Annotated in this window: 14 protein-coding genes; 7 read left to right on the top strand and 7 right to left on the bottom strand. The window is 46.9% G+C overall.

The genetic code is table 11. The annotated features are described in order from the left end of the window. The first annotated feature begins 129 nt into the window (after positions 1–129). Positions 130–1086, top strand: coding sequence for a sugar kinase (locus tag LMJ53_RS14005; RefSeq protein WP_229587644.1), 957 nt, complete (start codon positions 130–132; stop codon positions 1084–1086). 117 nt (positions 1087–1203) lie between these two features. Then, positions 1204–1821, top strand: coding sequence for a TetR family transcriptional regulator (locus LMJ53_RS14000; protein ID WP_229587637.1), 618 nt, complete (start codon positions 1204–1206; stop codon positions 1819–1821). Positions 1822–1920: 99 nt separating this feature from the next. Here the strand turns inward: LMJ53_RS14000 and LMJ53_RS13995 are convergent, their stop codons facing one another. From LMJ53_RS13995 to LMJ53_RS13975, 5 genes are all read right to left on the bottom strand, one after another. Continuing rightward, positions 1921–5040 carry an efflux RND transporter permease subunit gene (locus LMJ53_RS13995; RefSeq protein ID WP_229587635.1) on the bottom strand — a complete coding sequence of 1040 codons (3120 nt, stop codon included), beginning with the start codon at positions 5038–5040 and terminating at the stop codon, positions 1921–1923. 14 nt (positions 5041–5054) lie between these two features. Next, a complete protein-coding gene (locus LMJ53_RS13990) occupies positions 5055–6203 on the bottom strand; it encodes an efflux RND transporter periplasmic adaptor subunit (protein WP_229587634.1) in 1149 nt (382 codons plus the stop codon). 274 nt (positions 6204–6477) lie between these two features. Then, a complete protein-coding gene (gene glsB / locus LMJ53_RS13985; protein ID WP_229587632.1) occupies positions 6478–7434 on the bottom strand; it encodes a glutaminase B in 957 nt (318 codons plus the stop codon). A gap of 67 nt (positions 7435–7501) precedes the next feature. Then, a complete protein-coding gene (locus tag LMJ53_RS13980; RefSeq protein WP_229587630.1) occupies positions 7502–7849 on the bottom strand; it encodes a hypothetical protein in 348 nt (115 codons plus the stop codon). Between the two features lie 211 nt (positions 7850–8060). Then, entirely contained in the window at positions 8061–10253 is a 2193-nt protein-coding gene (locus LMJ53_RS13975; protein ID WP_229587628.1) for a TonB-dependent receptor, read from the bottom strand. A 394-nt stretch (positions 10254–10647) separates the two neighbouring features. Here LMJ53_RS13975 and LMJ53_RS13970 point away from each other — a divergent pair, with 394 nt between their 5' ends. From LMJ53_RS13970 to LMJ53_RS13950, 5 genes are all read left to right on the top strand, one after another. Further along, the gene (locus LMJ53_RS13970; protein WP_229587626.1) at positions 10648–12228 is read left to right on the top strand and encodes a methyl-accepting chemotaxis protein; all 1581 of its coding nucleotides are present in this window, start codon (positions 10648–10650) and stop codon (positions 12226–12228) included. 9 nt (positions 12229–12237) lie between these two features. Next, the gene (locus LMJ53_RS13965) at positions 12238–14349 is read left to right on the top strand and encodes a putative bifunctional diguanylate cyclase/phosphodiesterase (protein ID WP_229587624.1); all 2112 of its coding nucleotides are present in this window, start codon (positions 12238–12240) and stop codon (positions 14347–14349) included. A 103-nt stretch (positions 14350–14452) separates the two neighbouring features. Continuing rightward, positions 14453–16384, top strand: coding sequence for an esterase/lipase family protein (locus tag LMJ53_RS13960; RefSeq protein ID WP_229587623.1), 1932 nt, complete (start codon positions 14453–14455; stop codon positions 16382–16384). A gap of 88 nt (positions 16385–16472) precedes the next feature. Continuing rightward, the gene (hemN, locus tag LMJ53_RS13955; protein WP_229587621.1) at positions 16473–17834 is read left to right on the top strand and encodes an oxygen-independent coproporphyrinogen III oxidase; all 1362 of its coding nucleotides are present in this window, start codon (positions 16473–16475) and stop codon (positions 17832–17834) included. A gap of 117 nt (positions 17835–17951) precedes the next feature. Then, positions 17952–18461 carry a hypothetical protein gene (locus LMJ53_RS13950; RefSeq protein WP_229587619.1) on the top strand — a complete coding sequence of 170 codons (510 nt, stop codon included), beginning with the start codon at positions 17952–17954 and terminating at the stop codon, positions 18459–18461. 74 nt (positions 18462–18535) lie between these two features. Here LMJ53_RS13950 and LMJ53_RS13945 read toward each other — a convergent pair whose 3' ends face one another. Both LMJ53_RS13945 and LMJ53_RS13940 read right to left on the bottom strand, forming a co-directional pair. Then, a complete protein-coding gene (locus LMJ53_RS13945; protein WP_229587617.1) occupies positions 18536–21079 on the bottom strand; it encodes an EAL domain-containing protein in 2544 nt (847 codons plus the stop codon). A 198-nt stretch (positions 21080–21277) separates the two neighbouring features. Further along, positions 21278–22714, bottom strand: a complete 1437-nt coding sequence (locus LMJ53_RS13940) for a Na+/H+ antiporter NhaC family protein (protein WP_229587615.1) — start codon at positions 22712–22714, stop codon at positions 21278–21280. Positions 22715–22877 lie beyond the last annotated feature (163 nt).

Below are 22877 nucleotides of genomic sequence, written 5' to 3'. Positions count from 1 at the left end.
TGGTCCGACCGGTGTCTGAGTGTGGTCGGATGTGTCTCTGAGTGCGGTCTGACCAGTGTCTGAGTGTGGTCGGAGGTGCTTGTGGCGGTTTAGTGAGAGAATAGTGGAGTGGATAATAAAGGATTAAGTATGAATAAGCGTATTGTGATTATGGGTGAGTGCATGGTTGAGTTGTTTCAACTTGTTGAAACGGTTTACCATAAAGCGTTTGCCGGTGATGTGTTTAATACGGCCGTGTATTTAAAGCGTTGTTGCGAACTCCCAGTGCAGGTGCAGTTTTTTACCGCAGTAGGTACGGATTTAATCAGCGATAAATTGGTGCGTGCGGTCGAGCGAGAGCAAGTGGATACCCGTTTGATTTTCCGCACAAAAACCGCACGACCCGGATTATATATGATTAATACCGATGCCTTTGGCGAGCGCAGTTTCGTGTATTGGCGTGACACTTCGGCCGCCAAACAGATGATGCAATTAGCCTTGCAGCAGCAAGCCGAGCAACAAATTAGCGGCACCGATATGTTTTTCTTTTCAGGTATTTCTTTAGCCATTTTAGCCAAGCCCGATCGTGAGGCGCTGTATCAGATGATTACACGCTTAAAAGCCGCGGGTAGCCAAATTATTTTCGATCCGAATTACCGTGCCGCTTTATGGGAAAATGACAGCGAAGCGCAGCAAGCCTTAACTCGAGCCTATCAATTAACTGACATTGCTTTACCCGGCTTAGAGGACCATAAAAAGCTGTTTGGAGCGAGCAATACCGAGCAGGTTGTGGCACATTTAACTGAACTGGGCGTGGCAGAAATTATTGTTAAAAATGGTGAGAACCCGATCTGTGGTTATTATCAAGGACAGACGTTTAGCGTAGCTGCCCACCCGGTAAAAAAAGTGATCGACACCACTGCGGCCGGTGATGCTTTTAACGGCGGTTACTTAGCCGCAAGGCTTGGCGGTAGTCTACCGCAGCATGCCGTAAAGTTTGCCGCGCGGCTTGCGGGCTTTGTGGTGGAGCATACCGGCGCTATTGTCAGTAAAGATAATTTCAGTGGTTTTTGGGCGCGTCATCGGCCGTCGCAATTTCAAAAATAAGTGTGCGTTGCTTTGCGACCAGTCGCCCCGTTGTGCCGTTCGGCTATTAGGTCTGCATACATGAGTTATGTTAATATTACGGCCATGTAATGCAGCGAAATAGGCCTGATAAATTCTATGGCAAGACGTACTAAAGCCGAAGCAGAAACCACTCGCGCAGCGATCTTAGATGCGGCTGAACAGCTGTTTTTTCAGTTTGGTGTATCTCGAACCACTCTCGAGAAAATTGCCCAAGCCGCTAATGTTACCCGCGGTGCTATTTATTGGCACTTTGATAACAAAGCTGATGTGTTTAACGCCATGTTAGAGCGGGTGCGCCTACCGTTTCAGCATTTGTTGGCGGAAGTGGATAGTAATCCGCATGTCGATCCTTTCATACAGGTGCGAGACCTCATGGTTAATGCCCTACAAATGATTGCCAATAGCGAGCAGTTACATCGTGTGCTGACAATTGTATTTCATCGCTGTGAATATCTCGATGAATTAAACCCGGCCGTAAATAAACAAGATGAATTAGATGCGCAAACCATCGCGGTGATGCAGCGAGCTTTTGCACGTGCCGAGCAAGCGGGGATGTTACGAACGGGTGTATCACCTCGTCTGGCGGCATCGGCTTTTCATATGTATGTTGGTGGTATCATTAGTAGTTATTTATTAAAACCGCAGCAATGCGATTTAGATCAGCATGCCGCTGTATTGATTGATGCCATGCTGCAAGGCTTAAAGCAGCGCTAATCACCCGGTAACATTAAGCATAAAAAAAGCCGGCTATTTAGTGTGGGACTAAAAGCCGGCAAAGGTACGAATCGGTGGCAGTTTTACATGCCTACTAAGTTAGGTTTCGCTTTGCTCAGCGTTCGCGCGGGGTTGCTTGGCAAACAAACGCATAATCACCAAGTAAAATACCGGCACTAAAAACACGGCCAGTACCGTGGCGGAGATCATGCCGCCTAGTACACCAGTACCAATCGCATTTCGACTGGCAGAGCCTGCGCCGCTACTGATCACCAGTGGCAATACGCCAAGTGAAAAGGCCATTGATGTCATAATAATGGGGCGTAAACGCAACCGCACCGCTTCTAAAATGGCTTCGACCAGCTCTTTACCTTGTTGCTGTAACTCGCGCGCAAACTCAACAATCAAGATGGCGTTTTTCGATGCCAGCCCCATGGTGGTTAATAACCCTACCTGAAAATACACGTCGTTGCCTAAACCGCGCATATACGCTGCCGTTAACGCACCAACAATACCGAGCGGTACGACTAAGATCACCGCAAAAGGCACGCTCCAGCTTTCATACAAGGCCGCTAAACATAAGAACACCACTAAGATCGACAGCGCATATAAAGCGGGTGCTTGTGAGCCAGAGAGTTTTTCTTGATAAGAGGTCGCGGTCCATTCAAAACCAATACCGTCAGGTAGCTGGCCAATAAGCCGTTCCATGGTATTCATGGCATCACCCGAGCTTGAGCCCGGTGCCGGTTCGCCTTGGATCTCCAGTGCGGATACGCCGTTGTAACGCTCTAAACGTTGCGGGCCATATACCCATTCGCTGCTGGCGAACGAGGCGAAACTGACCATCTCACCGTTGTCGTTGCGCACAAACCAACGCTTGATATCTTCAGGTGTCATACGAAATTCAGGTTCGGCCTGCACAAACACTTTCTTCACGCGGCCACGATCTAAAAAGTCATTAACATAGGTCGAGCCCCAACCAATCGACAGGGTTTGGTTAATATTACTAAGAGAGACACCCAACGCTTGTGCTTTTAACTGGTCAACATTAATTTTTAACTGTGGGCCATCTTCCATGCCATTTGGCCGAACACCAATTAAGCCGGGTTCTTGCGCTGCCATACCCAGTAGCTGGTTTCTGGCGGCTAACAGTGCTTCATGACCCACACCGCCTCTATCCTGTAAGAATAAGGTAAAGCCGGTTGCGCGGCCTAACTCGGCAATAGGCGGTAAGTTAAAGGCAAAAATTTGCGCCTCTTTTACCGTCATAAAATAACCCATGGCACGGCCAATCACGGCTTGTACGCTGTCGGAGGCATCACGCAGGCTCCAATCTTTTAAACGCACAAAGGCTAAGCCCATATTCTGGCCGCGACCGGCAAAACTAAAGCCCGATACAGTAAACACTGACTGTACCGCTTGCTCTTGGCCATAATGGCCGGCAATTTTGTCCATGACGGCTTCGGTGCGCTCTTGGCTGGCGCCGGTGGGTAATTGAATTAACGTGAGGAATACACCCTGATCCTCTTCGGGTAAAAATGAAGTGGGTAAGCGCACGAACATCAGTGCCATCACCATCACGATGGCACCATAAACCAGCATTGAGCGTTTTGGCCGAGCAAGCATGCCCGCCACACCGCGCTGATAATTGCGATTGGTTTGCTCAAAACCCCGGTTAAACCAACCAAAAAAGCCTTTTTTTGCCTGATGATTACCGTGGATGGGTTTGAGCATAGTGGCACAAAGGGCTGGTGTGAAAATGATCGCAACCAGTACCGACAGCGCCATCGCGGTAACGATAGTAATGGAAAACTGCTGATAGATAGCGCCGGTTGCGCCACCAAAAAAGGCCATTGGCACAAAGACCGCCGATAATACTAAGCCGATACCCACTAAGGCGCCGGTGATCTGCCCCATAGATTTACGAGTGGCTTCAATAGGGCCTAACCCTTCTTCGCTCATTACCCGTTCAACGTTTTCGACGACTACGATGGCGTCATCGACTAATAAGCCGATGGCCAGCACCATACCAAACATGGTTAAGGTGTTGATTGAAAAACCAAAAGCAGCCATCACGCCAAAAGTACCTAGTAGCACCACGGGCACGGCTAAGGTAGGGATCAGTGTGGCGCGGAAATTCTGCAAAAACAGATACATGACCAAGAATACAAGGATAATCGCTTCAATCAGCGTTTGTACAACTGAGCTAATCGATATTTCGACAAAAGGCGTGGTGTCATAAGGCACCACAGTACTTAACCCCGCCGGGAAATAAGGGCGCAGTTCATCCAGTTTGGCTCGTACCGCGGCAGCCGTATCAAGGGCATTCGCACCGGTTGCTAATTCAATAGCTAAACCCGTGGCCATTTTGCCATTGTAACGGGCGATCACGGAGTAATCTTCACCGCCAAGCTCAACCCGCGCCACATCTGCCAATTTCACGGTTGAGCCATCGCTGTTGGTGCGCAGTAATATTTGGCCAAACTCTTCGGCTGAGGTTAAGCGTGTTTGCGCTAAAATAGCCGCATTAAATTGTTGACCGGGCAGGGCGGGCGAACCACCCAGTTGTCCCGCTGTTACCTGATTATTTTGTACTTGAATGGCCGCAGTAATGTCGGCGGGGGTCAGTTGAAATTGGTTTAACTTATCGGCATCTAACCAAACACGCATCGCATATTGGCTACCAAACACTTGCACATTACCTACCCCGCTGGTGCGGCTTAAAGGGTCGCGCACATTGGCCACGACAAAGTCAGCAATATCATCGCGTGTTAAGCTGCCATCTTCAGAGATAAAGCCAACGACCATTAAGAAAGCGCCATTCGATTTAGCCACACGCACACCGGCTTGCTGCACTTCTTGTGGCAGCAAGGGTAAGGCTTGTTGCAGCTTATTTTGCACCTGTACTTGTGCAATATCGGGATCAGTACCGGTTTCAAACGTTAGCGTTAAGCTGATATTGCCTGAAGAGTCTGAGTTGGCCGACAGGTACATCAGGTTATCGAGGCCATTCATGGTTTGCTCGATAACTTGTGTCACCGCATCTTCAGCGGTTTGAGCAGATGCACCGCGATAAGAGGTGCTGATACTGATCGCCGGTGGCGCGATCCGAGGATATTGCTCTACCGGCAGTTGTTTGATGGATAACAAGCCTGCCAACATGATAACGATGGCGATAACCCAAGCGAAGATCGGTCGATTGATAAAGAAATTTGCCATGTGCGACTCCAGGGTTACTGCACAGCAGCAGAATTAGGTGGGGTTTGGGTTGCCGTTACTGTGCGTACCGTGGCGCCAGGTCGAATTTTTTGTAAGCCCGCGACAATCACGCTATCTCCTGCTTTGAGGCCGGAAAGCACTTGCCAATCTTGACCCACAGCACGCCCGGTCTCAATGACCCGTGCTTCTACAATGTTATCCTGGGTGACTAACATCACCGATGCTTGACCTTTGGGCGTTCGGATCACCGCTTTTTGCGGCACCATCAGAGCATTTTGGTCGATACCATGCTGCAGGCGGGCTCGAACAAACATGCCAGGTAATAAATCACCCTGATCATTGGCAAACACGGCACGCAAGGTCACCATGCCCGTGCTGGGATCGACATTCACTTCAGAGAATTGCAGGCTGCCCTGTTGCGGGTAAGTACTGCCATCATCTAGCAACAGTTCAACCGTTACTTCGGCACTACCCATTTGCTGATGTTGCCGTTTAAGTTGCATTAATTCGCTGCTTGATTGCGTAAGATCAACGTAGATAGGGTTAAGTTGCCTGACAGTCGCCATCACCTGTGCCTGATTCGCCGTTAACAAAGCCCCTTCGGTCACATTAGAGCGGCCAATTTGACCCGCGATAGGCGCCGTGATCTCGGTATAATCTAAGTTAATTTGCGCGGTTTGTAAGGCGGCCTCACTACTGGCAACTGCGGCATTTGCTTGCATTAAAGCCGCTTGAGCATCGTCATAGTCTTGTTGGCTAATGGCTTTTTTACCCACTAACCCTTTTAAGCGATCGGCTTTCAGCTGTGCGTTGTGTTGCATGGCTTTACTGCTGCTTAAATTCGCTTTGGCATGTGCCAAAGCGGCTTGATAAGGCGCCGCATCAATTTTATAGAGCACTTGTCCGGCAGTGACTAATTGGCCTTCCGTAAATAAGCGTTGTTTTAAGATACCGTTGACTTGAGGGCGGATCTCCGCCTGACGATAATCCGTGGTGCGCCCTGGTAATTCAGAGATCAGCGGCATAGCGGAATGGCTTAACGTCACAACTTCTACTTCTGGCGCAGGGGCAGTACCTTGAGTGGCACTGGGTTCAGGTTGGCTACAGGCTACTAATAACATGCTGAATGCGGCAGCACTCAATAGTTTGGTCTTAAAACGCATAAAAACTCCTGTGAGGCATAACTGAAAAGCTGCGATAGATAACAGTAGCAGAATAATGGTTGCAATATACATACAAGGCTGTATGTTATCAAGCGCAACAAGGCTCGTTACGCTGTATGTGCGACTAAAGGCAATAAACAGCGGTTGAATGTTGAAAGTGAGTTCGCTTCAGGCTCAGAAAGATAACAAGTAATGGCGAGGGGCAGCGTAACTTGTCTTCGTTATATCCATAACTCATGGGCTGGTTCTGTTACTTATGAAAACAACGTTGTAATTAGAACAACGATAAGCCCAATTCTTCAGCAATGGCGGTGATCAGTTGCATGGCCACGACCGAGTTACCAAACCGATTGAGCGGTGGACTCCAAGCCGTGATCACCCCAAATTGCGGCACAATGGCAACAATAGCACCACCAACGCCACTTTTTGCCGGTAAACCCACTTTAAACGCAAATTCGCCAGATTGATCATACATGCCACTGGTGGACAAAATGGCGTTAACGCGGTGCGCGTCACGTCGGCTGCAAATTTGCGCTTGGGTGCCAGGCTGCACGCCACGGTTTGCCAAAAACAGCAGGGCGCGCGACAATTCGGCGCAACTAATGGCGGTTGCACATTGATGAAAATACTGCGCCAAAACTAAGGGCACTTCTGCTTCAATATTGCCAAAGCTTTTCATCAAATAGGCGAGGGCCGCATTGCGATTACCGTGCTCTAATTCGGATTGATACACTTGTTGATCGGCATAAATCTGATCGGTTTGTGCTAAGCGGCGAATAAAACTAAGAAAAGCACTTTTACTAGCAGAATAATGACTTACCAACACATCCGAGACTAAAATGGCCCCGGCATTAATCACGGGGTTACGTGGAATGCCTTTTTCCCATTCTAGCTGCACAATTGAGTTAAATGGCTGCCCTGACGGCTCCATATTGACGCGTTGCCACAGCTCATCGTCGAGTCTATTCATCGCCATCACCAGCGCAAAAATTTTCGAGACACTTTGTAAGGAAAACTGTTGCTCAAACGCACCGGCACCACTGATTTTGCCATCCAAGGTGGCGATGGCAACCCCTGCTTGTTCGGGGGCGACCTGTGCCAATGCGGGGATATAGTTGGCCACTTTACCTTCGGTATAGCGCGGCTGATATTGGGTTAATAACCGTTGTAATAAAGCTTCTAAGCTGGGATCGGCGAAAGACATAATGGCGAGATATCGTGATAGCAACAAGGCTGCAGTATACCATAGCCAAGTTGAGTATTGCAGGCGCGAGTGCGGTTTAACCTGTTGGCGACCATCAGCGCAGGGCTTGGCTAAACTCAGGTATCGTTAAGGTAGCGTCATAACGAATATTTTGTTCAAGTTGATCAAAGATCCACAACAAATGCCCTACTTTTAGCTGGTTGGCGCCTAAGCGTAAGTTAATACCTTGGATATAAGCGCGAAACTCTCGGCCCAAGCCACATAAATCGGCTTCTTCTGTGGCCGTACGCAAGGCTTGCTCGCTAAGTGGCCGATGTGCATGTTTTTGCGCTTGGGCTAACGCAGAAAAGTCGCGTTGGTAAAAGTACCACAAGGCTAAGGCAACAATAACAAGCATAACGATGACGGCGGCTACGATATTGTCGAATAAAAAATTGAACATGGTCTACCTCGTTAGCGGTGAAGTGGCAGAAAAGGTGTGGTTAGCCGAGTGAATCGTTTCATTGACCATGTTACGTGGTGAGCGGTGTTTTAGCGCAGTCGTTCAGGCGTTTTTTTAACATGATAAGCAGTAGCAATATCGCTTACTGAGATAGAAAAAATCCCAGCTGCGGTAGGCCACAGCTGGGATGTTCGGTGTAACAGGTGCTTAATTAAAACTGCACGGTATAACGCACACCCAGTTCGCGCGCATCATTGCTTAAAATACGCAGAACATAGTCACCGGTATTTAACCGGGCATTATCATAGCGCTCATCAAGCAGGTTTTGCGCATATAATGACACTGACCAGTCACCCTGAGCCGGTGCATAGCGCAGATCCATATTGATTAACTCACGGCTATCGATTTGGGTAAAGCGGCCACTGTCACTGCTTGGTTCGCCATACATCTCATCGCGGAAAGAGTAATCTAGCCGTGCGGTCAATTCGGCACCGCCTTCCAACGCAAATTTATACGTTGCGCCCAGCGCTGCCGTAACGTCAGGTGTCAACGGTGCAACGGGTTTCACCGCACCGATCTGATCCACATCAACATCGATATAGCCTACTGCACCATGCAGTTTAAAGGCGTCAGTGACAAACCAGGTGCCTTCCCATTCAATACCACGTGAGGTTTGGCTTACCACTAAGTTTGTGGTGCTAAAGCCGCCTTCTGCGGTGGTGCTCACCTGATAAGGTAAATCATCATATTCGGTATTAAATACCGCAATGCTCATAGCAAAATTATTATTGATTTGCCCTTTTAAGCCCACTTCGTAGTTTACTGCCGTGATGTTTTCAGAAGCCACTAAGCAATTTGGATCGCCAAACAAGCAGTAAGGACGCGCCGGGAACTGACCTGATTGATAACCGCTTTGGATGCTAGTGTAAACATTCAAGCCATTTTGCATGGTGTAGTTTGCGGATAAGTCATAGCTTAGCTGGCTCCAGCTGTCGCTAGCAGTAAAAGCACCAATGCCGACATCGGCAATCACGTCTTTTTTGTCACGGTTAAAACGCAAGCCACCGGCAATACGCAGATCGTCTGTAAGCATATAGCCGACATTCACAAAGATAGCGCGGCTGACTGAGCGCTGATCCAGCTCTAACAGGTTGGCACCACCGTTAAAACGTGAATCGGCACCTTGCCGATTGCTGCCTTCTTCGGTGAAATAATAAATCCCAGAAACAAAATCGACTTCACCAAGGTAACCATTTAATTGCAATTCAGCAGACGTTTGATCCGCATTACCCACTTCAGGATAGTGATCTAAGCTAAAAATGGTGGCGTCATCATCTAAGCCGGCTTTGTAGTCAGAGGTGCGATGGCTAATGATGGCTTTAGTGGCTAAGGTATCGGTCAGGCCGAGATCCATGGTCAGTGATAAACCGCTGGCAGAATTACTGACTTCAGTGACTTCTTTAGTACCTGTGGCATTATCATAAATATTAGCCGCCACATCGCTGTTGCGTAGTGGGCCTGCTGGGGTGGGTTGGCCAAAACGCTCACCGGTGTAATAAGCACCTGTGGGCACTTCATCGATGAGCGTGGTGTAAGGGCGCAAGCCGCCATTACCGTCGTTAGCATCAGCGGTAAGGGTAAAGCTTAAATCGTCTTGTGGCGAAAATTTAATAGATAGACGACCGTAGGCTTCTTGGGTTTCACCCACATCATATTTGGCATTAGGCACGTTAATAAATTTACCTAAGCCATCACGCTCGTTATAGCCGGCATTTAAGTTAAAGGCGAGGGTATCGGTCAATTCATGATTAACAAAGACATCACCTTTTAAGCGACCGCGTGTTCCGACACTGACCGTAGCCTTATTCAGAGCGACTTCATCTGGTTGTTTCGTAATAATATTAATGGCGCCGCCAATGGAATTACGACCATACAAGGTGCCTTGTGGACCACGTAACACTTCAATGCGCGCAATATTATTCAGGTTCCAGTTTTGACCGACTTGGCGGCCAAGATACACGCCATCCACGTATACACTGACACCCGGATCGGTGGTGATCAAGTGATCTTGCAAACCGATACCGCGAATAAAAGGGTTAGCCGAAGAAGTGTGACCGGCAGAAAAACCTGTGACATTTAAATTGGGAACAAATTTACCGACATCGGTTAAATCAGTAATGCCTTGCTCGGCTAAGGCGTCGCCGCTGAAAGCACTAATGGCCACCGGCACTTCATAAATGGCTTGTGTACGTTTAGTTGCGGTGACTTCAATTATTTCAATTTTACTTTCGCTATTGTCCGCGGTTTGTTGTGCTAACGCGGAGGCATTAAACAAACCCGCCATCGCCACAGTCAGTAGGCTAAGTTTGGTAAATAAAGCAGGTGTCAGCTGTAGAGTTGGCATAAGGTGTCATTCTCCTGAGTAGACTGCCCAACAGATGGGCAAACCCGCGGAGTATAAATGCTGAACAGCTGGATGAAAACCATTACCTGGCATTTAGCTCACCGTTTTTAATTGATGCTAACAGAGCGTAACTGTGGCGATAATTTGTGGCTGAGAAGATAAAATTAGGTGAGTTGCAGCAATGTTTACATCAAAACTTATACGTTACAAAAAAAGCCGATTTGGCTAACAGTGCTTGTCACGGATACGTAAATTATATTTTACGAATATTAGTTTTCAGTGTTGACAGTAAAAAAGGAACAGGATATAACCACAATTAAATAATGGTTAAATAACCTTTATATGCTCATGGTTATTTATTTTGTTTAATTAATTCTAATAAAGTAGAACTGTTATGAAACAAAATTTACCGGTGACAGGATGTGAGCAGGTAGTTGATGCAGAGGCAAATATTTTATCAACAACAGATCTTCAAGGACGAATTAAATATGTAAATGAAGAATTTATTGAAATAAGTGGTTTTAGCCAAGACGAATTGTTAGGACAAAATCACCACGTTGTCCGTCATCCTGATATGCCGCCTTTGGTTTTTCAACAGTTTTGGCAACGTATACAAGCCGGCTCACCCTGGATGGGTATTGTTAAAAATCGTTGTAAAAATGGTGATCACTATTGGGTTGACGCTTTTGTAACACCTATTAGTCATAACGGTAAGGTTTCAGAATATCAGTCTGTCCGGCGGAAAGCGTCTGCGCCACAAATTAAGCGTGCACAGCAAATTTACACGGCGCTGAATAAAGGCAAAATCCTTCGTCAAAGCAAACCAACCTTATCACTGCGTTTAAAATTAATGTTCACCACCTTCCTACCCATCGCAATGGGTATAACAATCGCTCATTTTATTTCATCTCCAATGAGCTATGTTCTGTATCCTTTTTTGGGGCTGTTATTGGCTTTGATACTGAATTGGCAATTACTCGAGCCACTGCAAAAGTTGTTTCAAATGGTGAAGGAGCAGTCTGCAGATCCAGTAGCCTGTTATGTTTATACCGGTCGCGCTGATGAAATTGGCCAAACTCAACTACTAATTCGAGCATTAGAAGCTGAAACCGCCGGAGTGGTTGGGCGCGTTGCAGATTCTGCTAATTCTTTAGCAAGAGGAATTGGGCAGCTAACGCAATCGGTGTCGGCGACTCGGCAAGAAATTTTTGCACAGTTTGCTGAAACAGAGCAGGTAGCTACAGCCATTAATCAACTGTGTGTCAGTGTGCAAGATGTTGCGGGCAATGCAAAATATTCATCAGATGCAGCAGATAGTGCATTTTGTCGAGCGCAAAGTGGTAAGGGGGTAGTTGATCAAAGTCTTGGTGCTGCCAAACAACTACAACACACTTTAGCCGAAGCGCGGCAAATTGTATTAAAGGTAGCGCAGAGTAGTCAGGATATTAGTCAAATCTTAGATATTATTCGAAGCATTGCAGAGCGAACCAACCTCTTAGCTTTAAATGCTGCCATCGAGGCCGCTCGTGCCGGAGAGGCGGGACGCGGTTTTTCAGTCGTGGCCGATGAGGTAAGACAACTAGCAAGTAGAACGCAGACCGCGATATCTGATATTCAACAAAAAATAACTAAATTACAGCAAGGAACTGTTCTGGCCGTCGATGCTTTACAACAAAGTAATGATAGCGCAGAAAACTGTGCAGAAATGAGTGCACAAACAGCAGAAGTGTTGGAGCAGGTTTTACATTCTATTCAAAGCATAACCGAGCAGAATCAACAGATTGCAGCAGCTGTTTCTCAACAAGGTTCTGTGGCGGAAATGATCAATCAGAATATAACCAGCATTAGAGATTTAGCCGGTCGTAGTCTGGACAATGCCGAATCCACCGCCTGTGCCAGTGATGAAATGAATGGCATCACGCAAGGTTTTGATGCGTTAACTCGGCAATTCTGGGCGCGGCAGCGCACCAACTAGCTAGGAGGCATGATGTTAGTTAGTAGTCAGCAGGAATGTCAGACGGTTCTGAATTTATTAACGGACAATTTACCGGGATTTTTTTTTCAATTATCTGAAACCACTGGACAATCCTATCAGTTGTTGAAGTTGACCAATAGTGCTGCAGCGATTCTGGGTATGCCATTGCAAGAGTTGCACACTAATCAATCCGCTATTTTTTCTCGGATAGCGGCTGAAGATTTTGATGATCTCAGAGCACTACTCACCCATTCTGCTACTCATGGTACACCATGGCACATGCAATTTCGTTATCAACATCCAAGCGGTAACATTGTTTGGCTTGCCGCGCATGCTTCACTTGAACAAGATCATTTAGGTCGACCAAGCTGGTATGGTTATATCAGTGATATCAGTAGCATGAAGCAAAATGAACAAGCTTTAGAGGATTATGCTGTTGCGCATCGTGAGATCCTCGATAATGTGGTGGATGCCATTATTACCATTAATGAACAAGGCTTAATTCAAACCTTTAACAATGCCGCAATTAAGTTGTTTGGTTATAAAGAAGAAGAGGTGCTGGGCAAAAATGTGTCGATGCTGATGCCTGAACCCTATCGCAGCCAGCATGACCACTATATTAATGCGCATTTACACTTTGGCGTAACAAAAATTATTGGCCGCAGTCGAGAAACTAAAGGCCAGCGTAAAGATGGTCGTTTATTTAATATGGAGTTACGCATTTCACGGATCGAACGTGCTGACAGTGTAACCTTTATTGGTATGGTAAGAGATCTTTCGGAGCGCAAACGTGCAGAAGTTTTAATTGAAAAATTAGCTTTTTACGACCCTTTAACCTCGTTACCGAACCGCCGTATGTTGATGCAGTGTTTAAATGATGCCTTAGAAAAGCGCCAGTACGGTCAAGAATTGGGCGCTTTACTGTTTATTGATTTGGATAACTTTAAACATCTAAATGATTCACTTGGTCACGCAACCGGTGATCAGCTTTTGCGGCAAGTGGCGCAGCGTTTACAGCAAAGCGTACGGCAGCAAGATACCGTGGCACGCTTAGGTGGCGATGAGTTTATCATTTTGTTGTTACATCTCTCACCAGATTACTATCAGGCCATTGATCAGGCCGCCCAGATCGCCGAGAAAATTCGTGCAGTACTGAATACTCCATTTAAATTAGAAAAGCTGAGTTATGTGAGTAGCCCTAGTATCGGTATTACGATTTTTTCTGATGACAACAGAGTCGTGGATGAGCTTTTGCAGCAAGCAGACTTAGCGATGTATCAAGCGAAAGCCGCTGGCAAAAACATGATTAGCTTGTTTGATGTGTCGATGCAAATACAAGCTTCAACCCGGACGCAATTAGAAAGCCAATTGAGACAAGCTCTCAGCAACCAACAATTACAATTGCATTATCAAGGCTTGCATAATGAGCAAGGCGAATTAGTCGGGGCTGAGGTTTTAATACGTTGGTTTCATCCTGAGCTTGGCTCCGTTAGCCCAGCGGTGTTTATTCCTATCGCTGAAGAAAGTGGTTTAATTTATGAAATTGGCCAATGGGTTATTGAGCAATCTTGCTTGCAACTCACCAATTGGACTGCTGACATGCCGGGTCTAGTGCCTAAATTATCGATTAATATCAGTGCACGGCAATTTCACCAAGAAAATTTTTTGCCGCAGGTTTTAGCTATTTTAGAGCAACATCCGTTAGTCCAGAATCGTCTGCAATTTGAATTAACAGAGAGTATTTTAGTTTCTCGAGTAGATGAAGTTGTTGCTAAAATGCGCCGCTTGCAAGAATACGGCATTGGCTTTGCGTTAGATGATTTTGGTACCGGTTACTCGTCTTTAAGTTATTTGAAGTGTTTGCCCTTAGAGCAATTAAAAATTGATCGTAGTTTTGTCGAAGATATTTTGCATGACAACAATGATGCTGCAATAGCCTGTACGGTGATTGCGTTATCAAAAGCTTTAGGCTTAGGGGTAATAGCAGAGGGCGTAGAAACTGCTGAGCAGCGTGATGCGTTGGCAGGAATGGGATGCTATCACTATCAAGGCTTTTATTTTAGTAAGCCACTGGCTAGCCATGATTTTGTTAATTTTCATCGTGCCGTGTTTGCCAGTTAAAGTTGACATAGGGCTCGCGCCTTAGCTTTCTGTCATACTAGTTCGATATTCGTAGGCAACGGCGCATGCTATGATAGTTCATCTAAGCCATGGTCAGTAGTGAGTGAATAGCGTGTTAGTTACAGCAAAGTTGCCGCTTTTTTCTCTGGCAGCGGTAAAACGTCGTTGGCATTGCTTAGTGTGCTTATGGTTGTTGCTCGCTTTAAGCGGCTGCGCCACCGTGTCGGTGTCGAATGTGGATAGCCGCGAGTATGTTAAGCAGCGGCGAGGCGATGTGTTAACTACGGGCACCATTAGCCAATATACAGGTGTCGTGCTGCAAATACTTGGGCTAGATCAGGCAACCTGTCAGCGCGAAGCGGCAGAATGTGCCGAGATCCTCAGCACCGGTTTGGGTTTAACCAGTGAACAACGCCTATCGGCGATGGCGGAACTGTGGTTACATCAAGCCTTATGGTATAGCCGTCCACGCAATAAAGATGTGCTGGCTGAGGTCGATGCCTACCTGATGAGCGCTCGCTATGCTTACGCTTATTTATTTTATTCTGGTGTGACACCGATTAATCGTTTGTTTGAAGACCGGCAAACGCAAGTGCGTGATTACTACAACTTTGCCACCCAACAAGCCGCAACCTTATTATTCTCACAGCAACAACGGCGCTGGTTGCAAGACAGTGCTATTACCTTACAAACCGAGCGTTGGCAGTTACGAAGCCAGTTGCAACATCGGCGCTTTCGCGAGCAAGCACTTCCTGCGCAGCTTGTGCCCACCAACACCTTGTCATTTCAAGGCTTGCGCAATCAATATCGCCGCGATGGGCTCGGTGCTGAATTAGTGGCCGTCAGTGCGGCGCGCACGCAATTAAATTTGCAGCAAGGCTATAGCGAATTACCCTCGCCGGTGGTGACAGCCGTGTTGAGTTTTGGCGGTAACACTTTAGCTGAAGTGTTAAGTACCGATCAGGTGACCTTACATGTGCTGGATCCGCTGCAACAGCAGCAAGTGACGATTGCTGGCGCGAAGATCCCATTGGCGGCCAACTTTACCGCGGGTTATGGTTTATGGTTAGCGCGTTCTGATTTTTCTCGGCAAGCATTTTGGAATTTAATGGGTGCAAGCGATTCATTAGCGCAGCCACATTTATTTATGCTGCAGCCTTATGATCCTAATCGTAAAATTATCATTATGTTACATGGTATTGCTAGTAGCCCTGAAGCCTGGGTTAATACGGCGAATGAGGTTTTGGGTGATGAAAAGCTGCGTGCCAACTATCAGTTGTGGCAATTGTATTACCCTACGAACTTACCTTTGGTTCTGAATTTACAAGCTATCCGCCAGCGTATTACGCAAACCTTACGACAGTTTGATCCTGAAGGCTTGGCTCCGGCTTCAGAAGATATGGTGATCATTGGTCATAGTATGGGTGGGCTATTGGCGCGTTTATTGGTGTCTGACTCGGGTGAGCAATTATTGTATGCCGTTAGCGAAGAGCATAAATTAGATTTAAAACGTCAGCAGCGTTTCTTTCAAAGCTTTCGTGATGATTTTACGTTTTCAGCTTTACCGGGGGCGAATCGGGCGATTTTTATTGCGACACCACATTTGGGTACGGCGGTGGCAGACTATCGTTTAGCTCGCTGGTTAGCCGGGCTCATTACCTTGCCCGTGACGGTGTTAGAACGTGTGGCCGAAGCGGCTGAGCTGTTAAACGATCCCAGCAGCAAGAGCCAAGCGCGTGTGCCACTGCGGATCACCAGCATTGAAAACCTCAGCGATCGCGATAGTTTTATCATGGCGGCGGCACGCATTCCGATTAATGCTGCGGTGCGGTATCACTCGATTATTGGGGTAGAACAACCCAGCTTACCTGTGGCCCAACACTCGGATGGCGTTGTACCCTATTTAAGTGCGCATTTACCGGAAGCTGAATCAGAGATGGTGATCCGCTCGGGGCATAGCGTACAAGAAACCTCGGCTGCCATTTTAGAGATCCGCCGCATTTTGCATCAGCACCTCGCTGAGTTAACACGCTAAACGGCAAGTATTTCCGTTTGCGTTAGATCAAGGCTGAGTCAGTGAAAGCTCAGTATACTGCCGCCTTAGCTAAATAAGGGGGCAGAAGATGCAAGCGATATCATGGGATGCGGCGTTAATCGGCAAATACAACATTAACGGACCGCGTTATACCTCTTATCCAACCGCGTTAGCGTTAGATCCCGCTTTTGACTCGGCCATGATTACCCCCGTGCTGCAAGACGCTCCGTCTGAGCTGAGCTTATATATACATATTCCGTTTTGTCATCAGCTTTGCTATTACTGTGGCTGTAATAAAATTGTCACGCGGCATCAGCACAAAGCTGATCAGTATTTAACGGCATTGGCGCAAGAAATGGCGCTGTATCAAGCTAGTGTAGCCGATAAACGCATCACGCAATTGCACTTGGGTGGCGGCACACCCACCTTTTTAACGGAAGCGCAGTTAACGCAATTAATGCAGTTAATTCATCAGCATTTTCAGCTGATAACTGAGGCAGAGATCAGTATTGAGATCGATCCGCGCAGTTGTAGCGAGCAAAAGCTGCGACATTTACGCCAACTGGGGTTTAATCGTGTCAGTTTTGGTGTGCAAGATTTAGACGAGAAAGTGCAAATTGCCATTAACCGAGTGCAAGAAACCGAGTTGATCCGCCAGCAAGTGCAATTAAGTCGAGCACTGGGTTTTAGCTCGGTCAATCTGGATCTGATTTATGGCCTGCCATATCAACAGCCCGACAGTTTTGCTGAAACCTTAGCCGAGATTATCCGTTTATCACCCGATCGCATTTCATTATTCAGCTATGCGCATTTACCAGAGCGCTTTGCCGCGCAGCGGAAAATCCCCTTCGACAGTTTACCGGCTGCGCCTGCGAAGCTGCAGTTATTGCAATTGGCGATCACGGCGTTAGTAGGAGCCGGTTATCAATTTATTGGCATGGATCACTTTGCTAAAGCCAGTGATCCACTGGCGATAGCGCAGCAGCAAGGCCGTTTGCAGCGTAATTTTCAAGGCTATACCACAGCCGGGCAAGATGCGTTGTTGGGGCTGGGGGTGTCAAGTATTAGCCAAATCAACGGTGTATTGTGGCAAAACAGTAAGGTATTAGCCGATTATTATGCTGCCTTACAGCAACAACAGCGCCCAGTTGAGCGTGGCTTGAGTTTAAGTGAGGATGATCGGCTGCGCGCTGCATTGATTAGCCAACTCATTTGTCACTTCAAATTGGATATCACTGCTTTTTGCCAGCAATGGCAGTTAATCGATTTTTGGGGATATTTTGCCGATGCGGTGCCGCAGTTGCAGCCGTTTATCACCGATGGTTTACTTGTAGCCAATGACAGTGAGTTAACAGTGACTGCCTTAGGTCGGCTATGGGTTCGCAGTATTTGTGCCTGCTTCGATGCCTATTTAACGCAAAGTCAGCAACGTTGTTCCAAGGTAGTATAAATCGGCATAGGGCAGGGTAAGTTGACTTTTTTAATCAAAATGCCGAAAAAGCTTTCAGCAGTGGTTCAGTTGTACAGTGCAAGATTAACGGGTGTTTAGCAGAAAGTGGAGCCGATTATGGCCACAACAATCACCAAAACCCTGTTTGCTGTTTCTTTGTTAACACTGGTACAACTGCCAGTGCTCGCGCATCAAGCGTCGCCCGTTGCCATTGAGCGAGTGGGTCATGATGTGTTGGTGTATACCTTAAGACGGGCTGCCGATGAATTAGTTAGAGTGGCCCGCATCGATCCGGTGCAACAAGGCTATAGCCGATATTACAAGGTTAAGCATGCAACACCGCGTATTGTTGCCAAGCAGCGCCAAGCATTACAGCAGTTAGCCCATGAACATCAGCGTCATCTGGTGTCGTTAGAACGTCAGCTTGATCGCGAATTAGCGCAATTATCTGATGCTTATCAGCACAGTCATCACAAAGCCAAACCCAAACAAAAGAGCAAAGCAAGACAAGCGTATCAACGTAAAGTTGAACGAGCTTATGATAAGTTTGCACATCAAGTAGAAGTGGCGCATAACCAATTTGACAAACAGCGTGAACAGATCTTGCTTGCGAAATACCGCTATTAGCCGTGCGGGTGCGGTTAACCAAACACGCGCAGGTAACTGAGCGGCTATTATAGCAAATAGCCGCTTAGGGGGCGTCAGACCGTGTCATGTTCAGCGGATGTACTGGGTGTGGTTTTTAGCCACTTTTTAGTGATGTCGGCTGCTGGTAATGCTGGCGAGATGAAATAACCTTGGCCGGTATCGCAGCCGGCTTGCAGTAAAAATTCACACTGAGCGGTGTGTTCAATACCCTCGGCAATCACTTCTAAACCCAAGGCTTTAGCCATGGCAATAATGGCCAGAGTGATTTGCCGATCACTTTCATTGGCCGGTAATTCACGAATAAAGCTATGGTCAATTTTCAAAGCATCGATTGGCAAACGGCGTAAGTAAGACAGGGATGAATAGCCTGTCCCAAAATCATCAATGGATAAGCGTAGCCCCAGCTTTTTCAGTTCGGTTAGTACATTTAAAATATAAGCCGAATGCTCGGGTATAAAACAGCTTTCAGTCAGTTCTAACTCTATCAAACGTGGCTGAATTGCGGCTTGCGTGACAATAGCGCGAAAGCGTGGTAGAAAATCCAGCTCCATTAATTGCAACACTGAAATATTAATGGAAACAGGCAGAGCGGATGCTTGCCATTGCTTTAACTGAAAACAGACTTGGCGCAACACCCATTCGCCTAACTGATGAATCAGCCCGAGTTTTTCCGCCAACGGGATAAACAAGGCGGGCGACAGTGGGCCTAACTCTGGATCTGACCAACGCAACAAGGCTTCAAAACCAATGACCTCTTGGGTTTTTATGCTGAATTTAGGTTGATAATGCACCTCAAGTAATTGCAGACGCAGTGCTTGTCGTAACGCTTGCTCTAACTTCAGTTCATCGACGTTTTGTTGGCCTTGGCTCGCGTCATAAAAGCGGTATTGATTACGCCCCGCATTTTTTGCCTGATACATTGCGACATCAGCATGTTTCACCAACATTTCCGCTGTATGCCCATCCTTGGGAAATAAACTGATGCCAATACTGGTGGTTAAAAAGAAATCTTGCCCTAATAATTGCACTGGCCGTTCAAACTGCGCGATTAAACGCTGCGCTAATGCTTGCAGTGAATCACAAACTTTGATTTCGGGGATTAAAATAATAAACTCGTCGCCGCCTAAGCGGGCAACAGACTCACCTACGCGCAAGGTGTTTTGTAAGCGTTTGGCCACTTCTTTTAAGGCTTGGTCACCGGCATGATGACCAAGGGTATCATTGATGCGTTTAAACAAGTCTAAATCTAAAAACAACACTGCGAGGGCATGTTGATGGCGCTGTGCATTGGCTAGTGCCAGTTGTAGTCGATCGAAAAACATCCGGCGATTGGCCAAGCCGGTTAATTCATCGATATAAGCCAGTTGATGAATTTTTTCTTCTTGTTGTTTACGCTCGGTAATATCACTAAAAATTGCCGCATACTGGGTAATCTGCTGAGATTCCGAGCGAATAGCAGTAATACTTAGTGATTGCGGATAAATCTCGCCATTTTTGCGTTTATTCCACACCTCACCTTGCCAATGGCCGGTTTCTAAAATGGTGTGCCACATGTGGCGATAAAACTCTGCTGGATGTAAGCCTGAGCTGAGTAAACGCGGTGTTTTACCCAGTGCCTCGGCTTGGCTATAACCGGTGAGTTTGGTAAAGCTGGGATTAACCGATTGGATAAAGCCATGTTGATCGGTGATCATAATGCCATCCATAGAGGCATCAATCACTTTGTGTGCTAAGCGCAGGTAATCAGCCGAGGTACGCAGAGCAAGATCGCGATCTTGTAAGGCGGTTTTTAATTGTTCGATGTAGCTGTATTCAACATTTCGCAGGATATCGTTAAAAGACAATAACCCCAGAATTTGCTGTTGTTCTTTTACCACTAAGTGACGAATATTATGCGGATTGAGCAGCGTCACGGCATCTAATACACTCATGTTAGGTGGCACGACTAACAATTTTTTTGTCGCGATGTCAGCAACTTGCTGACAGTTACGGCCATCAGCCAGCAGCTGTACTAAATCCCGCTCAGTGATTAACCCTTGATGCTGATCAGCAAAATTAACAATGGCGGCGTCGGTTTTGGCTTGTCGCAAACACTGCACGGCTTCGGCTAAAGGTATCGTGCTATCTAAAAATACCGGGGCTTTTTCAATACAGCCGGCCACTTCCCGAAAACGTAAATAAAACTCAATTTGCTGCTGACGTACGATATCGCTTTGGGTGAGTAAACCGACCGGTTGCTGAGCACTGTTTACCACCAATAAACGTCGAATATTATGATTCAGCATTAAGCTGGCTGCGCCATTAATACTGGTCAGTTCACTGGCGCTGATCACCGGTGATGACATTAAACTGCCCACGGTAATGCTTGTCGGATCGATTTGATTGAAGTCGAGTTTGCGCGTATCCGCCTCAGACCAAATGCCGCTAATGTTGTCGCCTTCTTTGATTAAAATACAGCTAACATTATGTTGGCGCATCAGTTTTGCCGCGGTTTGCAGAGTATCGTTAGCGGCGCAAGTTAACAGCGGGCGTTTAATCAAATCAGCAATAATGGGTTCATGCTGAAGAGATTCGTTAGGAGGATTTACTGTAGACATCAACTTTCCAACTCGCGTGGCGCAATTATGCACAGAGTAACAATACAGCCAGAACAGGAATTTGATTTAGCACAACTAAAGCATGGATAGAGGTGTTGCTTACCCATAGCGCAATATAGGTATTCACTAAATAACAATACTGACGGGATCTGGAAATCCATAACCGTCAGTATCTTTACCGTAAGTATTGCAGCTGGGTTAAATCATCAGCCAACCGCTAATGGCAAAAGCGCTTAAGGCCAGTGCACCGCAAAACAGCGCATAGGGCAATTGCGTTTTAACGTGCTCGAGCAAATCACAGCCCGCGGCGACGGAACTTACCGCGGTACTGTCAGAGATAGGCGAGCAGTGATCGCCAAAAATCCCGCCGCTCAGAATGGCCGCTAATACCAATTGGGGGGGTAAATTTAATAAGGTCACCATGGGGATGCCAATCGGAATTAAAATGGCGAAAGTACCCCAGCTAGTACCGGTGGTGACTGACATTAAAGAACCGGCTAAAAACAGCAAGGCTGGGATTAAAAAATGCGGGATATTTTGATCGACCATACCGGCAATCACGGTGCCGGTGCCTAATACTTTTAAGCTGCTGCCCAGCGCCATCGACAGCAGGACAATAGTCACTACCGGCAGTAATTCAGACATGCCTTTAAAGCCAATATCCACTAACTGCTGATGCTGGAAGCGGCGGCTGATAATCATCATGCCATACGCCACTAAACAGGCTAACACGGTGGCATATAACACCGAGCGCGAACCCGAGCCCTGCACTAACTCGCCATTACCGGTTAAAAACATAAAGCCAATCATTGAACCGACTAATGTTAAAAGTGGTAACAGCATAAACGCCGGATGGCTGGCCGGCGTTTCAATTTCTGTTTGCGGTAATTGCTCGCTGGTGCGCTGTTCTACCCGTTTTAACGGGCCATATACTTTGCCACTGATAATAGTATAGAGCACCACGGCTAGCGTAAATAAGGCATAAAAGTTCAGCGGAATACTGCCTAATAGCACTGAAATGGCCGGCACCGGTAACTCGTAAGTACTTAATAAGCCGAGCACATAAGCCCCCCAGCCATTGAGTAAAATGATGATACAAATAGGCGAGCTGGTACTGTCGATGATATAGGCAAGCCGAGCACGGCTCATTTGAAATTTATCAAATAAACCGCGGGTGCTAATCCCCTTGGTTAACGAGCTGAGGTTCGATTCAATAAAGGTAAAAAAGCTGATACCAAAGGTCAGTAAACCGGCTTGACGACCAGTGCGGGCAATGCCTTTTCGTACTAAAAAATCTACCGTTGCGGTAACACCGCCAGAGAGGCGTAAATAAGCTAATAAACCACCGACTAACAAGGAAAACATTAAGATCCGAGCATTACCATCATCAGCGGTAACCGCGACAATACGCTCTAAGGTTTGAATACTGCCATCAAGCAGCAAACCCGCACCAAAGCCCTGTCCTTGCTGCATGAAAATCAGCAGTTCGGCGGTACAAAGAGATAACAACAGCGCTAAGATCACTTCTTTACGCCAGAGCACAACCGCAATCGCTACGATTGCCGGTAACAGGGTGAGCCAATTTGCCAAGATGTTCTCCGTTTTATGCGGGATCTGCTGGATGATTTCGGCCATAACGCTCAGGCGCTGGGTTCATCGCAGTTTGGATAATTTATGATTTTATACAGGCTAACTGCGCCTTCTGCAAGCGCGAAACCTGCGGCTTTACCCAGAAACTAATTAAAATATCCTATTGTCTTTTCATGCGTTTGTATTAGGATCTGTATAAGTATTGCAG

The sequence above is a fragment of the Rheinheimera sp. UJ51 genome, from assembly GCF_020819615.1.
In the GTDB taxonomy this organism is placed as follows: Bacteria; Pseudomonadota; Gammaproteobacteria; order Enterobacterales; family Alteromonadaceae; genus Alishewanella; species Alishewanella maricola.
Note: the sequence above shows the minus strand (reverse complement) of the source record. Positions and strands in the feature narration are given on the sequence as shown.